Annotated in this window: 17 protein-coding genes; 4 read left to right on the top strand and 13 right to left on the bottom strand. The window is 43.8% G+C overall.

Translation table 11 applies throughout. From position 1 onward, the window contains the following. Window positions 1-26 precede the first annotated feature (26 nt). The 9 genes from ACMXYT_RS03400 to ACMXYT_RS03360 all read right to left on the bottom strand — a co-directional run bounded on the left by ACMXYT_RS03400 (window position 27) and on the right by ACMXYT_RS03360 (window position 7,187). Complete coding sequence (locus ACMXYT_RS03400; RefSeq protein WP_415900204.1) at window positions 27-803, bottom strand: cytochrome c1; 777 nt, start codon at window positions 801-803, stop codon at window positions 27-29. Further along, window positions 803-2,050, bottom strand: coding sequence for a cytochrome b (locus ACMXYT_RS03395; RefSeq protein WP_415883621.1), 1,248 nt, complete (start codon window positions 2,048-2,050; stop codon window positions 803-805). Before ACMXYT_RS03395 ends, ACMXYT_RS03400 begins: the two co-directional genes overlap by 1 nt. Further along, on the bottom strand, window positions 2,050-2,652 hold the full coding sequence (gene petA / locus ACMXYT_RS03390; protein WP_415883620.1) for a ubiquinol-cytochrome c reductase iron-sulfur subunit: 603 nt from the start codon (window positions 2,650-2,652) through the stop codon (window positions 2,050-2,052). The genes ACMXYT_RS03395 and petA overlap by 1 nt, the downstream gene beginning before the upstream one ends. A 269-nt stretch (window positions 2,653-2,921) precedes the next feature. Beyond that, window positions 2,922-3,314 carry a 30S ribosomal protein S9 gene (rpsI, locus tag ACMXYT_RS03385; protein WP_286239726.1) on the bottom strand — a complete coding sequence of 131 codons (393 nt, stop codon included), beginning with the start codon at window positions 3,312-3,314 and terminating at the stop codon, window positions 2,922-2,924. A gap of 14 nt (window positions 3,315-3,328) precedes the next feature. Then, complete coding sequence (gene rplM / locus ACMXYT_RS03380) at window positions 3,329-3,757, bottom strand: 50S ribosomal protein L13 (protein WP_415883619.1); 429 nt, start codon at window positions 3,755-3,757, stop codon at window positions 3,329-3,331. 364 nt (window positions 3,758-4,121) lie between these two features. Beyond that, the gene (zapE, locus tag ACMXYT_RS03375; protein ID WP_415883618.1) at window positions 4,122-5,234 is read right to left on the bottom strand and encodes a cell division protein ZapE; all 1,113 of its coding nucleotides are present in this window, start codon (window positions 5,232-5,234) and stop codon (window positions 4,122-4,124) included. 297 nt (window positions 5,235-5,531) lie between these two features. Next, window positions 5,532-6,242 carry an LrgB family protein gene (locus ACMXYT_RS03370; protein ID WP_415900203.1) on the bottom strand — a complete coding sequence of 237 codons (711 nt, stop codon included), beginning with the start codon at window positions 6,240-6,242 and terminating at the stop codon, window positions 5,532-5,534. Beyond that, on the bottom strand, window positions 6,235-6,609 hold the full coding sequence (locus ACMXYT_RS03365; RefSeq protein ID WP_415900202.1) for a CidA/LrgA family protein: 375 nt from the start codon (window positions 6,607-6,609) through the stop codon (window positions 6,235-6,237). Before ACMXYT_RS03365 ends, ACMXYT_RS03370 begins: the two co-directional genes overlap by 8 nt. 2 nt (window positions 6,610-6,611) lie before the next feature. Next, the gene (locus tag ACMXYT_RS03360; RefSeq protein WP_415900201.1) at window positions 6,612-7,187 is read right to left on the bottom strand and encodes a TMEM165/GDT1 family protein; all 576 of its coding nucleotides are present in this window, start codon (window positions 7,185-7,187) and stop codon (window positions 6,612-6,614) included. Window positions 7,188-7,375: 188 nt separating this feature from the next. On the opposite strand from ACMXYT_RS03360, the gene galU reads away from it, so the two are divergent. From galU to ACMXYT_RS03340, 4 genes are all read left to right on the top strand, one after another. After that, window positions 7,376-8,266: a UTP--glucose-1-phosphate uridylyltransferase GalU gene (gene galU / locus ACMXYT_RS03355; RefSeq protein ID WP_415911852.1), complete on the top strand. Its 891-nt coding sequence runs from the start codon at window positions 7,376-7,378 to the stop codon at window positions 8,264-8,266. A gap of 177 nt (window positions 8,267-8,443) precedes the next feature. Then, complete coding sequence (gene pgi / locus ACMXYT_RS03350; RefSeq protein WP_415900199.1) at window positions 8,444-10,084, top strand: glucose-6-phosphate isomerase; 1,641 nt, start codon at window positions 8,444-8,446, stop codon at window positions 10,082-10,084. Beyond that, window positions 10,081-11,352, top strand: coding sequence for a nucleotide sugar dehydrogenase (locus tag ACMXYT_RS03345; RefSeq protein WP_415900198.1), 1,272 nt, complete (start codon window positions 10,081-10,083; stop codon window positions 11,350-11,352). Before pgi ends, ACMXYT_RS03345 begins: the two co-directional genes overlap by 4 nt. A 140-nt stretch (window positions 11,353-11,492) precedes the next feature. Further along, window positions 11,493-11,837 (top strand): hypothetical protein, encoded by a 345-nt coding sequence (locus ACMXYT_RS03340; protein WP_415911851.1) that lies wholly within the window; start codon window positions 11,493-11,495, stop codon window positions 11,835-11,837. Window positions 11,838-12,275: 438 nt separating this feature from the next. Here ACMXYT_RS03340 and ACMXYT_RS03335 read toward each other — a convergent pair whose 3' ends face one another. From ACMXYT_RS03335 to ACMXYT_RS03320, 4 genes are all read right to left on the bottom strand, one after another. Next, window positions 12,276-12,671: a hypothetical protein gene (locus tag ACMXYT_RS03335; protein WP_415900197.1), complete on the bottom strand. Its 396-nt coding sequence runs from the start codon at window positions 12,669-12,671 to the stop codon at window positions 12,276-12,278. 1,024 nt (window positions 12,672-13,695) lie between these two features. Next, window positions 13,696-14,037 carry an MBL fold metallo-hydrolase RNA specificity domain-containing protein gene (locus ACMXYT_RS03330; protein WP_415900196.1) on the bottom strand — a complete coding sequence of 114 codons (342 nt, stop codon included), beginning with the start codon at window positions 14,035-14,037 and terminating at the stop codon, window positions 13,696-13,698. Between the two features lie 239 nt (window positions 14,038-14,276). Further along, window positions 14,277-14,600 (bottom strand): hypothetical protein, encoded by a 324-nt coding sequence (locus tag ACMXYT_RS03325; RefSeq protein WP_415900195.1) that lies wholly within the window; start codon window positions 14,598-14,600, stop codon window positions 14,277-14,279. 221 nt (window positions 14,601-14,821) lie between these two features. After that, window positions 14,822-14,995 carry a hypothetical protein gene (locus tag ACMXYT_RS03320; RefSeq protein ID WP_415900194.1) on the bottom strand — a complete coding sequence of 58 codons (174 nt, stop codon included), beginning with the start codon at window positions 14,993-14,995 and terminating at the stop codon, window positions 14,822-14,824. Window positions 14,996-15,065 lie beyond the last annotated feature (70 nt).

Genomic DNA, 15,065 nt, shown 5'->3' with positions numbered 1-15,065 from the left:
AAGCTCACGATTATATCGTAAAGCTATTAGTGTACATCTCTCCAGAATTCTTTCTTCAGCGCATACGCAAGGAAGAAGAATAGGAACAAGAAGATCAACACGTAAGTACCGATACGCTGAGAATCCAACTTAGATGGCTCACCCATGTAAACCATGAAGTTAACTAGATCATATACTAGCGCATCAAACTCTTCTGGAGATAGCTCACCAGTGCCCTTCTTAACAGAAGTACAGCTAGTTAGCGGCTTGTTAGTTAGAGGATCAATACCCTCACCACGCAAACCGTGAGCATTCATTTCTTCCCAAGAACAGCTTGCAACAACCTCACCCTGTAGCGGACCAAGTACGTTCGGCATACCAACGTCTTTGAACACTGCATTGTTCACGCCCCATGGACGAGAATCATCAGCGTAGAAGCTACGTAGGTAAGTGTACAACCAATCTGGACCACGAAGACGCGCTTCTAGCGTTAGATCTGGTGGAGGGTTACCAAACCACTTACCAGCATCGCCTTTGTCCATAGAGATAGTCATCTGCTCACCCACTTTGTGATCACCAAAGATCAAGTGTTCAGCAACAAGCTCTGGGTTCATGCCTAAATCTAGTGCAGCACGCTCATAACGCTGGAACTCAGCAGAGTGACAGCCCAAGCAGTAGTTTACAAACGTCTGCATACCACGCTGCAAAGATGCTTGGTTATGTAGATCTACATCCATCTCATCAAGGTGGCCTTTAGCACCACCAGCAGCGCTTGCAGCCATCGGCAGCGCCGCCATTACTAATGCAATAAGAAACTTTTTCATTAGCCTGTAACCCTTTCTGGAACCGGTTTAGTTTTTTCCATCTTGGTGTAGAACGGCATCAGGAAGAAGTATGCGAAGTAAAGCGCAGTACAGATCTGAGCCGCTAGCGTACGGCCTGGAGTAGATGCAACAACACCCAAGTAACCCAGGATTACGAAGCTTACACAGAAGATAACCAACCACAGCTTACTCATCCAACCTTTGTAACGGATAGATTTAACTGGGCTACGGTCCAACCAAGGAAGCACAAACAAGATAGCAATCGCTGCACCCATCACAACAACACCTGGGAATTGAGAACCTAGGATTGGTGGGATAGCACGTAGCATTGCGTAGAATGGCGTGAAGTACCATACAGGCGCGATATGCTCAGGTGTTTTCAGCGGGTTAGCTGGCTCAAAGTTTGGCGCCTCAATGAAGTAGCCACCACCTTCTGGGAAGAAGAAGACTACTGCACAGAAAACAAATAGGAACACAACCACACCTACAATGTCTTTAACAGAGTAGTAAGGGTGGAATGGGATACCATCAACAGGTACGCCGTTCTCATCTTTGTTATCTTTAATTTCGATACCGTCTGGGTTGTTAGAACCCACTTCGTGTAGCGCGATAATGTGCAGAACAACCAATGCCAATAGAACGATTGGTAGAGCAATTACGTGCAGAGAGAAGAAACGGTTTAGAGTAATACCAGAGATCAGGTAGTCACCACGAATCCATTCAGCTAGTTCTGGACCAACGTATGGTACAGCAGCGAATAGAGATACGATTACCTGTGCACCCCAGTAAGACATTTGACCCCATGGCAATAGGTAGCCCATGAAAGCTTCAGCCATAAGCGCTAGGTAGATTGTCATACCGAATAGCCATACAAGCTCACGAGGCTTACGGTAAGAACCGTACATCATGCCACGAAGCATGTGCAGGTAAACAACTACGAAGAATGCAGATGCACCGGTAGAGTGCATATAGCGTAGCAACCAACCGTATTCAACATCACGCATGATGTATTCGATAGAAGCAAACGCACCTTCAGCTGAAGGATTGTAAGACATAGTTAGCCAGATACCCGTTAGGATCTGGTTAACAAGCACTAGAAGCGCCAATGAACCAAAGAAGTACCAGAAGTTAAAGTTCTTTGGAGCGTAGTATTTAGATAGGTGATCTTCCCACATAGCTGTAGCTGGGAAACGATCATCAATCCAACCCATGATACCTGGGTTACCTTTGTTACGAGAACCAGCCATTATGCAGTCTCCTGATCAATACCTACGATGATCACATTTTCGCTCTCATAGTGATGAGGCGGGATCACAAGGTTACTTGGAGCCGGGGAACCGTTCATTACTCGACCAGAAAGATCAAAACGAGAACCATGACATGGGCAGTAATAACCGCCAACCCAATCTTCACCCTGACCAGATGTAACACCTACTTCAGGAAGATAAGTTGGAGAACAACCTAGGTGAGTACAAATACCAACCAAAACAGCGATATCTTCACGTAGAGAACGCGCAGGGGTTTTTGGAATGTAATCAGGCTGCTGTGCAGGGTTATCCGATTTTGGATCCTGCAAGTTGCTATCTAGCTTAGCCAGATTAGCCAATGCTTCTTCGCCACGACGAACGATCCACACAGGCTTACCACGCCAGCTAGCAATTACCTGCTGACCAGGTTCCAGTTTACTTACATCCACCTTGACAGGTGCGCCGGCAGTTCTTGCCTTCGCACTCGGCGTCCAGGAAGCTACGAATGGGACAGCTGCTCCTACAGCACCAACCGCACCAACTGCGGATGTAGCACCGATTAGGAGACGGCGCCGACCCTTATTCACGCCATCATTGCTCATTAAGTTATCTCCCCTCAATCGACCTTATTTTATATCTCTGCAGGTGCAAAAATATTCTGGCCGCTAAGAATTTTATAGCTACGGAAATCTGTATCTTAAAAATGGCCCAAATAGTAAAGAAATTACCCCTTTCTTACAAGGTGAATTACTTATTTTTCGCCGTACTTTAGGCCAATGTATTGATATAACGCAGTGCAAAAAAAACGCCCACCCCGATAAAGGGGCAGGCGCTTTTTCTGAATCCAAAATCTTTCGAAAAAGATATCGAATTAACGCTTGGAGAACTGTGGCTTCTTACGTGCTTTACGTAGACCAACTTTCTTACGTTCAACCATACGAGCGTCACGAGTAACGTAACCTGCTTCACGTAGAGCTGGACGAAGCGTTTCATCAAATTCCATTAGTGCACGAGTGATACCGTGACGGATAGCGCCAGCTTGACCGAAGCCGCCGCCGCCTTTAACAGTAACAACAACGTCGAACGCTTCAAGATTGTTAGTAAGCTCTAGAGGCTGACGAACGATCATACGCGCAGTTTCACGACCAAAGTATTCTTCGATAGTGCGGTTGTTGATAGTGATAGCACCTGTACCTGGACGCAGGAAAACACGTGCTGTAGAAGTTTTACGACGACCTGTACCGTAATACTGTGTAGTAGACATGATTATCCTTCCCCTTAAACGTTAAGTTCTTTAGGCTGCTGAGCCTGATGCGGATGTTCTGCACCAGCGTAAACTTTCAGCTTCGCATACATAGCGCGACCTAGTGGACCTTTTGGCAGCATGCCTTTAACAGCAAGCTCGATAGTGCGCTCAGGGAAAGTTTCTACCATCTTCTCGAAAGAAGCTTCTTTCAAGCCACCTGGGAAACCAGTGTGGTGGTAGTAAGTTTTATCTTTACGCTTGTTACCAGTAACGCCTACTTTTTCAGCGTTAACAACTACAATGTAGTCACCAGTATCAACGTGTGGAGTGTATTCTGGCTTATGCTTACCACGTAGACGACGTGCAATTTCAGTAGCCAGACGACCCAGAGTTTTACCTTCTGCGTCAACAACGTACCAGTCGCGTTTTACTTCGGCTGGCTTAGCGACGAATGTTTTCATCTGTATAGCCTTTCAACTTTACTCAGATCTCGTTGATTTTATTAATAAAATCGCCCGATCTGACTTATAATTATTTGTTGTTCCAAATTGATTAGAACAACTCTCTTCTGCCCAAAATTTAAGCAAGCCTAAACTTGGGAGCGCGCATTATATATATCAACACCATTACCCGCAAGTTAAAATCTAAATAAAACCTCAAACATTCGACGCTAGAAGCGTCTCCTACAAGTTCAAAATTAAACATTGCTGAGCGATGTCATGCCCGTCAACAATACAAACAACCTATGGGAGCGGCATCTTGCCGCGAAAAAAAAGCACCCTAAGGTGCTTTTTTGATAATTACACAAAGCCTATGCTCTATGCTCTATGCTCTATGCTCACGCGCTAGATATTCATGAGACTGCATCTCAAGTAAACGACTTTGAGTTCGCTCAATTTCGAATTCCAAACGCCCTTCTGAATAAATCTCATGAATTGGCTTTTCAGCACTGATAATCAACTTAACGCCACTATCATAGAATTCATCGACCATGTTGATGAAGCGACGAGCGGCATCATCATTAGAGCGACCCAGCTGCGGCACATTACCCACCATAACAGCATGAAATATCTTGCCCAGTTCAATGTAGTCATTCTGGGAACGAGGACCTTCACAAAGCTCTTTAAAATCAAACCAAACCACGTCTTCACAGCAGCGGCGTGTCTGCATATCACGGCCATTAATATCCAGAACCTCGGCCTCAACCACCTCTTCTAGATCTGGCGCAAGACTTTCAAAACTGCGGTTTAAACTCTTATCTGCTTCAGCATCTAACGGATAGTGGTAAAGCTCCGCCTGCTCTAAAGCACGTAAACGATAGTCTACGCCACCATCAACATTCACAACTTCAGTATAACGATTCAGCATATCGATCGCTGGCAAGAAGCGAGCGCGCTGCAAACCATCTTTATATAGCCCGTCAGGAACAATATTGGACGTTGCCACTAGAGCCACACCGTTCTTGAATAATTCTTGCAGCAAGCCGCCCAGAATCATGGCATCAGTGATATCTGTGACAAAGAATTCATCAAAACAGATAATTCGAGCTTCTTGTGCGTACTTTTTGCCAATCTCAACTAGTGGGTTAGCCGTACCATCCAGCTCTTTTAATTCTGCATGTACACGCTGCATAAAACGGTGGAAGTGGGTACGCATCTTCTGTTCGAACGGAAGACTGTCGTAAAAAGTATCCATCAGGTAAGTCTTACCACGACCTACACCACCCCAGAAATACAAACCTTTAACCGGCTCTTTCGGCTCCGGTTTTTTCAGCTTACTCTTCAAACGCCCCATTAAACCGACTTTAGGCTCTTCAGCCTTAACCGCTACAAGATCGTCATATAAACGCTGAAGATGCTCAACAGCCATCTCTTGGGCTGGATCATAAGAGAAATCATCGCGCTTGAGGTCTTGCTTGTATCTTTCTAATGGAGTCATGAGATTTGCCAATTTGATCTACTTTTTAACCTGCGCGAACTTTACCGGCGAAAGGATCATTTAGCAAATGCAACATAAGGAGGGGTGTTACTAGGAAACATTTCAATTCAGTGGATAAAGTACAATACAGCTAGAAAGGTTTTTTTCAGCGCAGATACGACTCCCAGAGATGCTCACTTTTAGGCTGTATCGTAGGATAAGTTTCTAGACTAAATAAATTTCGGTGTAAGATGCACCTCCTCCAATAAAGCTTTCTTTGTAGGAGCGGCATTTTACCGCGATAAGACACTCTTGCAACTACAACCCCAACAAAGGCACCAAAACCGGTAGCATAAACGCAGTAAATGCCCCCGTCATTCCCATAGCCAAGCCACCAAATGCACCTGCAACCATGCCATATTCAAAAGCAAATGCGGTACCCATCGCATGCGCACCAACACCTAAAACAAAGCCTTTTACAGACTCATCTTTAATAGCTAATAGACGGTAAACAAACGGCGCGATCAAGCAGCCCATAGCACCTGTAATAAGAACAAGTCCGGCAGCCAAAGAAGGAAAACCGCCCATTTTTTCAGCTACCGCAATTGCGATAGGAGAAGTAACCGATTTAGGTGCTAAGGTTAATAGCAACTCATCACTCAACCCAAAAGCAACACCAATGAGAATTGCTGAACTCGCGGCAACAATAGCTCCAACGACACAACCTACCAGCAAAGGCAGCAGCAATCGCTTAACAGTTGCCAGGTTGTCATATAAGGGCACCGCCAACGCGACTACCGCAGGACCTAATAGTAAGTGAATATACTGCCCACCCTGCATATAGGTCGCATAGTCCGTTTCAGTTAGTTTTAGAACAACAATAATCAGAGAGAGTGATACCAATACTGGATGTAAAAACGGAGTTTTACCTGCTTTTGTATTTATCCAGGACGCACACAAAAAAACCACCAGAGTCAAGACAAGCCATAGCACTGGAAATACTTGAAAATGAGACCACAACTCAAGCATCGTCATCTCCTAAATCCTGTTTAGCACTCACCTTTTCCTTCGAGAGCACCTTCAGCAAAAAAGCCACAACAAACATGGTTATCAAAGTACTTACAAACAGCGACACCATCAGCTCAAGCCAATAATCGGAAAGCACTCCAAAATAGTTCATCAAACCGACACCTGCTGGCACCAAAAGCAATGGCAGCACTTTCAGCAACCCCTCAGCGGTTACACGCAGCCCTTCCGGCACCTCACCACGAACAATCAAGCCTACCAGTAACAAAACCATGCCAACCACTGAACCAGGAATAGGCACACTTGCTGCCGTAACAATAAGTTCCCCAACCAACTGGCATACCAACAAAATAAGAAAACCTTGGATCATATCTACATCACCAATTGTGCTAACTGCCAAAAAGCCACTAAAGCAAAACCAATAAATAACACACTGGCCGCTCGATGAATCCAAATAATGGACAATCGCTGAAGTAAGAATTGCCCCAACCAAACTCCCAGCAACGTCGTAACCAACAATGCAGATGTTCCCGCAAGCCAAACAATCCATGCATTCTCTACAGCAGATAGCCCCGCTATAGATAACTGCGTTTTATCGCCCAACTCAGCTAGAAATATTAATACAAATACAGACAGAAGCAGGTGCCTACCGATATTAGGCTCCCCCTCTTCTTCATCATCTTCAACCCGTAAGGACTGAATACCAAAGACCAAAAACAGTGTACCGACCAGCGCAAAGATTGCAGTCTGGGGTAGATAAGCACTAATGGTTGCACCAAACAAAACGGCCAATAGATTCAATACTGAAAACGCAGCCACAGCGCCAATTAAGACCGGAACAGGCTTATATCTAGCCGACAAAGTCATACAAACCAACTGACTTTTATCACCGAATTCAGCAAGAAAAATAAGAAGAAGCACTTTAAGAAAAGGCTCAATCAGATCCATATTTAACTCTACAACATGATTAAACCGAGCATATTAACACTAAACCTTATTAGAAAAACTCCACCATAAAGTAAATCAAACCAGAGCTTTATCTAAAGACAAAATCACTTCACTCTATTAACAACCATAGCGTACAAGCATGTTATTATGTGATTAAGCATGGCGTTCAGACAAAAGGATCTTTTTCTATGACAAAAAACATAACCAAAGCGGTAATCCCTGTCGCAGGCTTAGGTACTCGCGTACTTCCTGCAAGCAAAGCAATTCCTAAAGAGATGATGCCCGTTGTAGACAAGCCTGTTATACAACACGTCATAGAAGAAGCAGTAGCTGCAGGAATTAAAGATATTGTCTTAGTTACTCGATCAGGCAAAGCCTCTATAGAAGATCACTTTGATTGCCATTACGAACTAGAAGCAGAATTAAAACACAAAGGCAAAACAGCAATTCTAGAATCGGTACAAAACATACTTCCGTCAGATGTATCCATCAGCGCGGTACGCCAAGATAAAGCGTTAGGATTAGGCCATGCCGTTCTGTGCGCCGCACCAATTATCGGCAATGAAGACTTTGCAGTATTACTACCCGACATGCTGATCAACTGTTACGGACTTCCACAAACTGATCTATCAGCCATGGTAGAAACTTATCATAATACAGATTGCGGCCAAATTATGGTTGAACCAGTCCCAATGGAGCACGTAGATCGCTACGGTGTAGTAGATTGCTCAGGCGTAGCGATCTCTGCTGGCCAATCTGCAAATATTTCTCGTATGGTTGAAAAACCACCTGTAGATGAAGCGCCGTCTAACTTAACGATCAACGGTCGTTATATTTTACCCGCACGCATCATGGAACTACTCAAGGATACGAAACCTGGCGCAGGCGGAGAGATCCAATTAACAGATGCCATGGCAGACTACCTAAATGAAGGCAACCTTCAAGCTTTCCATATGAGCGGCAAAACTTACGATTGCGGTAACAAAGCAGGTTACCTTCAAGCGAATGTTGTTTATGGCCTTCAACACGAAGAAACCGCTGAAAGCCTGAAAACATTTATTAAAGAGCTAAATCTTTAATATCGGGTTAGGAAGCCTCTCTCAGATCACCGCTTAAGAGAGGCATACCACCTCGAAATATCTATTTCAAAAAGATACCTCTAGCTGTATCAGAGATATCCAAGGAAGGATCTTACCCCGCATAAAAAGAGCAGGTAAAATACTGAATCTAGCGATTAGCTCCAATAAGGAAACCTGATGTCTTCAACTGAATCAATAGCATGGAAAGACCTCCAATCCCATGCTTATTATATGTCTCAATCACATATAAGCACTCTATTCCTACAGGACTCTGATCGCTTCCAACACCTCACCTTTGAACAGAAAGATCTGCTCCTCGATTTATCTAAACAAAGAATCACAAGCGAGACCATATCTCTATTAATCAAACTCGCTGAGGAAAAACAGCTTTCCGAATGGATCACAAAACTATTCAAAGGCGATCATGTAAATGATTCGGAAGACAGACCAGCCTTGCACACAGCTCTGAGGTCTCCTGCCCATTACTCTCTAGACCTATCAGGAACAAATATCATTGATGAGGTCCATGACAATTTAGAAAGAATGGAGCAACTTGTAACTCGAATTCACTCAGGCCAGTGGCGCGGTTATACAGGGCATTCCATTGATACAGTGGTTAATATTGGCGTAGGGGGGTCGGACCTAGGCCCATTTATGGCATGTAAAGCCTTGTCAGAAAACACTCCAGACATAGCACGTAAAATAAAGGTCCATTTTGTATCCTCAATGGACGGCAGCCAGATGGCCGATCTACTCGACGAATTAAACCCAGCTAGAACGCTATTCATTATTTCGTCGAAATCATTTACTACGATAGATACCCTAGCCAATGCTCAAACAGCTAAAGAGTGGCTAAAGAAATCAAGCTACGCTGGCAGCGAAGAAACGCTTGTATCCCGTCATTTCATTGGTGTTTCAGCCAACCCCGATAAAGTCGTGGAATGGGGTATCCCTAAAAGCAATCAACTCGAATTTTGGGATTGGACTGGTGGACGCTATTCAATGTGGTCCACTATTGGACTGCCAATCGCATTAAAACTCGGTATGGCCGGATTCAAAGATCTACTTGCTGGTGCACATGAAATGGATGAACATTTCAAAACGGCACCACTAGACGTAAATCTACCCGTCCTTCTTGCTATGACAGGCATCTGGAACATCAATTTTCAGAACATAAACGCCCACGCCATCCTACCGTATGACGGTAGACTAAGTCATATTCCAGCCTATCTTGAGCAGCTTGAAATGGAGAGCAACGGTAAATCCGTTGATCGTCAGGGCAATGGCGTAAACTACAAGACCTGCCCTATCTTGTGGGGAGAAGTTGGAACAAATGCTCAGCACGCTTTTTATCAATTGCTTCACCAAGGCACAGAAGCAGTTATGTGTGATTTTATTGTTGCAGCGAGAAGGTATCATGACACTGACAATTCAGAACTCCAGCATCAACATCAGCTAAATTTAGCAAACTGCCTAGCCCAATCTAGAATTTTAGCGCTAGGTGATTCCGTTCTCGAAGGGGCAGAAACTGCCCCAGCCTATAAGCGCTACAAAGGTAACCAGCCATGCACAACAATCATGCTGGATGAACTTACGCCATTTTCGTTTGGGCAGCTGATAGCACTATACGAACATAAAGTTTTTGTGCAATCGGTTATCTGGAATATTAATCCGTTTGATCAATGGGGTGTGGAGCTAGGCAAGAAAGTAGCTACGTCTCTACTAAGCGCCTTCGATACAAACAACGAAACACCTAAATTCGACAGTTCAACCGACGGCTTAATAAACAGAATTGCAGCTAAAGGAGAAGCTAAATGAAGATTACCATTTGGGGTAACGAACTCCTTGCATGGACTGCAGCCGCGGCACTAGCTGAAAGCGGCAACCATATTCTCTTAGTCACCAATGAACATGAAGCGCCTAACGAGCAAGATCTGGAGTTCAAGGTTAGCAATGAGCCAGGACTTGAACAGTTAATTCTGGATGCTCAATCTAATGGCCGACTCATCATTGGATCAAGAGGTGAAGGCATAGAGCATGCATCAAACCATATTTTGGCATTAAACCCTGACCAGTTTAAAACTGCCGAACGTCTTATCAGTCGTATCAGTCAGCATCATTCATCAAACGCATTGATCATCAACCAATCCAATTTTGGTGTTGGCAGCTCAGACAAATTGCAAAGTCAGTTAGACGAAAATAACAATCAGGTTATTTGCTATATACCTGACATGCTATCCGAAGGCTCAGCCCTACAGGATTACAAATGGCCACAAACCATCATCTTAGGCTGTACTAACGACTGGGCTATACTCAATATCAAAGCCCTCATGCGGCCATTTAGCCAAGCCGTCAAACAATGGATGATCATGTCGTCTAAAGAGGCTGAATTCACAAAGTTTGCCAATACAGGGATGCTTGCGCTGCGGCTCGGCTATATAAACGAATTAGCAAACTTAGCCGATCAGCTAGAGGTTGATATTGAGGTTATTCGAGAAGCAATGATCACAGACCCACGTATTGGGCCACACTATCTTCACCCAGGCTGTGGTTTCGGTGGCCTGCATTTTCAACAGTATATTGAAGCACTGTCAGAATTAATGACGGAAGCAAGAAACTCAAAACTGCTGGATACAGTACTAATTGAGAACGAAAAGCAAAAAGAGCAGCCATTCCGAAAATTATGGCGCCACTACTCTTGTGACCTTAGAGACAAAACAGTAACCATTTGGGGGCTTTCATTTAAATCAGGTACCGCCAGTATCGATAATGCTCCCAGCTTAAAAGTTATCGGTACATTGCTCGCGCAAGGCTGTAAGGTCCAGATGCACGACCCTGAAGCGATGAACAATATTCTTGAGCATTTCGGCGAACAAGAACAACTTCAGTACTTTGAGAACAGCTATGAAGCCCTTAGAGACAGCGATGGTCTTTTATTACTAACAGATTGGCCTGAATACTGGTCCCCTGACTACAACGAGATCTTAAGCTCAATGAGTCATCCTCTAATCATTGATGGCAGAAACATTTTTGATAAAAAGATGCTAGAGAACCTTGGCTTCACCTACTATGGCGTCGGACGCTAGATCTCACCTACTACCAATATCTATGAGTAAGAGCAACCTGCCGCGAACAACTTATCCTGACCTAGAGATTAATATCGCCACGCAACTATTTAAAACTGAGAAAACAATTGAACAACACTTTTATCCAAAAATATAAGACTATGATCTGGGTAATTTTCCTTCTAGCCTTAGCTGCACTGGCCTATAGTATATTCCGCCCTTCGCCACCTGAAAGGATCTTTGAAAATTCAGATAAGGCAGGACACTTCATAGCATTCTTTAGTGTTTCATTTATGGGAAGGCTAGCTCTATACAAGATCTCTAGCTGGATCTACTGGAGCAGCTGGTTTTTACTGGCAGGGCTGCTTGAGTACCTTCAAGGCGCTCTTCAACCATCACGCCACTTTTCTATTGAAGACGCGTATGCAAATGCGGTAGGCGTAGTTATTGCGATTATAGTTTGCTTTGTAGCGTCGAAGATTTCTCGGAAAACTAAAGAGCAGTAATCACCACAAAAATTTACTCAACAAGCAAGATAGTTCGATGTGGGAGCGACGCCCCATCGCGATTGTTTCAGTGTTTCGCCGCGAGCACCCAGGGCACAAAGGCACACCTCCTACCAAAAGGCCACCTAAGAGCATCGCAACTATGCCCATGAGGTAACCCTAAGCTAAAAACAGACCTTATTCACTTACACCTAACATGAAACAAGATATCAATTACTGTGCCCAAAAAGCCTACAGCGACTCCCCTCTAAGCCCACCTGCTCTAACTGATAAGAAGCATCAGCCTTCATAATAATATGCATGGAAAAATCGCCTATGGTTTGATTAACTGAATGCTCAAGCGTTTGATTAACAGGTATAGGAATTAACTCCCCACTTCGGGATTTTGCTACCAATTCTGCATTACAATTAACCTTAATACTGCTTAATTGAGCTGCTTTATGAAATTTGTACTGCAGACGTAGATCTGCACCCCTGCATTAATTCAGCCCTCATTATTTTTTCACAGGCTAAATCAGCAGCCACCATATCTATTCTAAGTTCTTCAGGGAGTGCCTGCTCCATGACTTTACGCTCCTCTTTTAAAAACGAGCTATGCATAAAACCATCAGTCTTACCTATTAGCTTCTCTTTACCTATAAGATAAATTCGAGTCCAATCCGCTTTTTCTTCTAATTTAATAACCAGATGCCCTTTATTGAGCATCAGCATACTTCTGCCTTGCAACCCAGGTTGTTCAGGTACTCTTACTCTATCGTTAGTTACAACCAAATACTCAACAGCAAAGACAGAAGTCGAAAAAAACAGAAGAAAAGCTGAAAAATATCTATACACGCTTAAAACCTACCCATTGGTTTAAAAATCAAAGTAATTGTATCCACGCATATCAAGGACGCAAAGAACTAAAGAGTTTAAACCATCCGAACAAAGGCAAAAAAACAACACCTTAGCAAGGCAAATCAAATTAGGAATTTTTCTTATATATTTACGCTAATTCTGAACTTAATATGTTTACCAGCAGAGTGGTCAAGGAAGATCTAGGCCTTCAAGGATGAAGGCATCTGCTATTTGATCAGGGAAGATAAGGAGCCGACAAGGATGTCGGTACCCTTCCCCCCTTCGGGGGGCAAATACCTGCTAAAGGTCCCCCAATTATTATCCATTCACCCAGACAGCATTCCATTGAGAATAATTACCAATTTTTGACGCTATACCAGCTCTTAGCGGATTCAATACCCCATACCTAGCAAGATTAACTAATCCCTCATCCTTTATTAGTGCATGATCATAAAAGCCATCTTACCAAATCGCCTCACTCCCATTGTGCTCAAACTTTCTGTTAGTATATCTAGAATAAATAGATTTAACCCGCTGCACCGTTTTACTCAGCGAAGCATCTCCCTGTTGAAGAAGCTAAAGGACATGATCTGGCATCACAACAAAGCAAAACGTCTTAGCTTATTCAATTTCACGTTTGAATACTTTCACCATTAATCTAGTATCATCAAATTCGGTGAAAATCACTCTGCGCTTGCAAGTAACAAAAGTAACTAAATAGATTCGACCAGTTTCAGAATACCGGCCTTTTCGTAGTCTTGATGAATTCCCTTTCATCCCCTCCTCCTCTTTCTTTCGCCGCGAGACACACCTACTACTAATTACTCCCAGTGGGAGCTATACCCCGTCGCGCTCAATACTCAATCCTTCAAAATTCTATTCACCGCGAGCTCCCAGGACATAATGGAGCGCTTCCTACAAATCCCCCCCTGTGGGAGCGACGCCCCCTCGCGATTAAAACTCCCTTACCCCTCAGGCACCCAAACCTTAGAATCAGGAAAAATCTCTAATAACTTACCTTTTAATACTTCCTTAGCTTTTCATGCCCACGAACAATACGTATTTCAGAAGGCACCTTCCCCATACCAGAGACGAAATTAACCAGATCCTGCTGATCCGCATGGCCGGTATAGCCACTGATGGTATAAACCCCTGCTTTACTATCAATTCTCCGATTATCCAGAACAACATAGCCACCCTGAGGCCCATACTTCTGAATATCCCTGCCCGGCGTACCTTTAGCCTGATAGCCAACAAACAACACATCAGTTTTCGGATCAGGCAGCAAAGCTTTTAGGGAGTTGACTATCGGCCCACCAGAACACATATCACTGGCGGCAATGACAATGACAGGCCTACCCAAGCTTTTAAGTACTCAAGCAGCCGCTGATAATCTTCATGACTATCAATAGTAATCAACTGCTCAAAAGATAGCGGATGCAAACCAGACTCCACCCGCATTGAAGCCTCCCCATCCCACAAACCCTTTAGCTCACGATAATGCTCTGTAAATTACTCAGCCAGTGGAGAATCAACAATGACATCTAAACTATCCCAATCACCACCCACCTCATGGGTAATAGACTCAAGCTCATATAGCAATTATTGGGTGCGCCCTTTAATGAATGCACGAATTAAAACCCTACCGGCATTACTTAGACCATTTTCTGTCACTCCTCTTAAGCGTGTGCTTCTATCCTGTCTAGACTCATGCGCTTTATCCCCATAAGTACTTTCAAGAACTAACACGTCAACGGTTTCCGGAGACTTTGGCGGTGGTAATAAAGGAGAGTGAGAAGCCCCAAGACCACCAGAAAACACAACTCGCTCAGTAGAAAGCTCAGCCTCAATAAAAGCAGAGCCCAAAATATGACCTGCAACCTGAAAACGAAGACCTTCAGCATTAAAGCCGGAATCTGAACCCATTCGTTATACTCTACAGGCACAATCAGAGATCTAAGTAGACCCAACACCTGTTCTATTAGCCGCTTATCCCGAGTAAAACCGACTTTTAGAGCATTTCCTATCACAAGAGGAAGTAATTTCGCAGTAGCAAAGGTCGCAAAAATAGGTTTATTAAAGCCAGCGGCTAAAAGGTAAGGCAATCAGCCCACATGATCGATCTGACAATGAGTAATAACAAGGGCTTAAATCCTATCTATTGGAAATTCAATGCACTGGAAATGTTCAGCTTCAGAATTAAGCTCATCCCCTTGGAATAATCCACATTCAATTAGGATAGAGCTTTCTTCATTATAAAATAACTGGTGACAGGAACCGGGTACACCCTTAACCGCTCCATGATGAGTAATTTTTGCCATTTAACATCCTTGTTATTAGTGTTTGTAGGAGAAGTTCTTTCTTTTACCTTTAGGGATCAGTCTTTAAGAA

The organism is Neptuniibacter sp. QD37_11 (genome assembly GCF_047778105.1).
GTDB lineage: Bacteria > Pseudomonadota > Gammaproteobacteria > Pseudomonadales > Balneatricaceae > Neptuniibacter.
This window is presented reverse-complemented; position numbering and strand designations above follow the sequence as displayed.

Excerpts from the sequence above, each read along its gene's own strand:
- ACMXYT_RS03400 (WP_415900204.1), bottom strand. The coding sequence starts at position 803 with ATGAAAAAGTTTCTTATTGCATTAGTAATGGCGGCGCTGCCGATGGCT.
- ACMXYT_RS03395 (WP_415883621.1), bottom strand. The coding sequence starts at position 2,050 with ATGGCTGGTTCTCGTAACAAAGGTAACCCAGGTATCATGGGTTGGATT.
- petA (WP_415883620.1), bottom strand. The coding sequence starts at position 2,652 with ATGAGCAATGATGGCGTGAATAAGGGTCGGCGCCGTCTCCTAATCGGT.
- rpsI (WP_286239726.1), bottom strand. The coding sequence starts at position 3,314 with ATGTCTACTACACAGTATTACGGTACAGGTCGTCGTAAAACTTCTACA.
- rplM (WP_415883619.1), bottom strand. The coding sequence starts at position 3,757 with ATGAAAACATTCGTCGCTAAGCCAGCCGAAGTAAAACGCGACTGGTAC.
- zapE (WP_415883618.1), bottom strand. The coding sequence starts at position 5,234 with ATGACTCCATTAGAAAGATACAAGCAAGACCTCAAGCGCGATGATTTC.
- ACMXYT_RS03370 (WP_415900203.1), bottom strand. The coding sequence starts at position 6,242 with ATGCTTGAGTTGTGGTCTCATTTTCAAGTATTTCCAGTGCTATGGCTT.
- ACMXYT_RS03365 (WP_415900202.1), bottom strand. The coding sequence starts at position 6,609 with ATGATCCAAGGTTTTCTTATTTTGTTGGTATGCCAGTTGGTTGGGGAA.
- ACMXYT_RS03360 (WP_415900201.1), bottom strand. The coding sequence starts at position 7,187 with ATGGATCTGATTGAGCCTTTTCTTAAAGTGCTTCTTCTTATTTTTCTT.
- galU (WP_415911852.1), top strand. The coding sequence starts at position 7,376 with ATGACAAAAAACATAACCAAAGCGGTAATCCCTGTCGCAGGCTTAGGT.
- pgi (WP_415900199.1), top strand. The coding sequence starts at position 8,444 with ATGTCTTCAACTGAATCAATAGCATGGAAAGACCTCCAATCCCATGCT.
- ACMXYT_RS03345 (WP_415900198.1), top strand. The coding sequence starts at position 10,081 with ATGAAGATTACCATTTGGGGTAACGAACTCCTTGCATGGACTGCAGCC.
- ACMXYT_RS03340 (WP_415911851.1), top strand. The coding sequence starts at position 11,493 with ATGATCTGGGTAATTTTCCTTCTAGCCTTAGCTGCACTGGCCTATAGT.
- ACMXYT_RS03325 (WP_415900195.1), bottom strand. The coding sequence starts at position 14,600 with ATGGGTTCAGATTCCGGCTTTAATGCTGAAGGTCTTCGTTTTCAGGTT.
- ACMXYT_RS03320 (WP_415900194.1), bottom strand. The coding sequence starts at position 14,995 with ATGGCAAAAATTACTCATCATGGAGCGGTTAAGGGTGTACCCGGTTCC.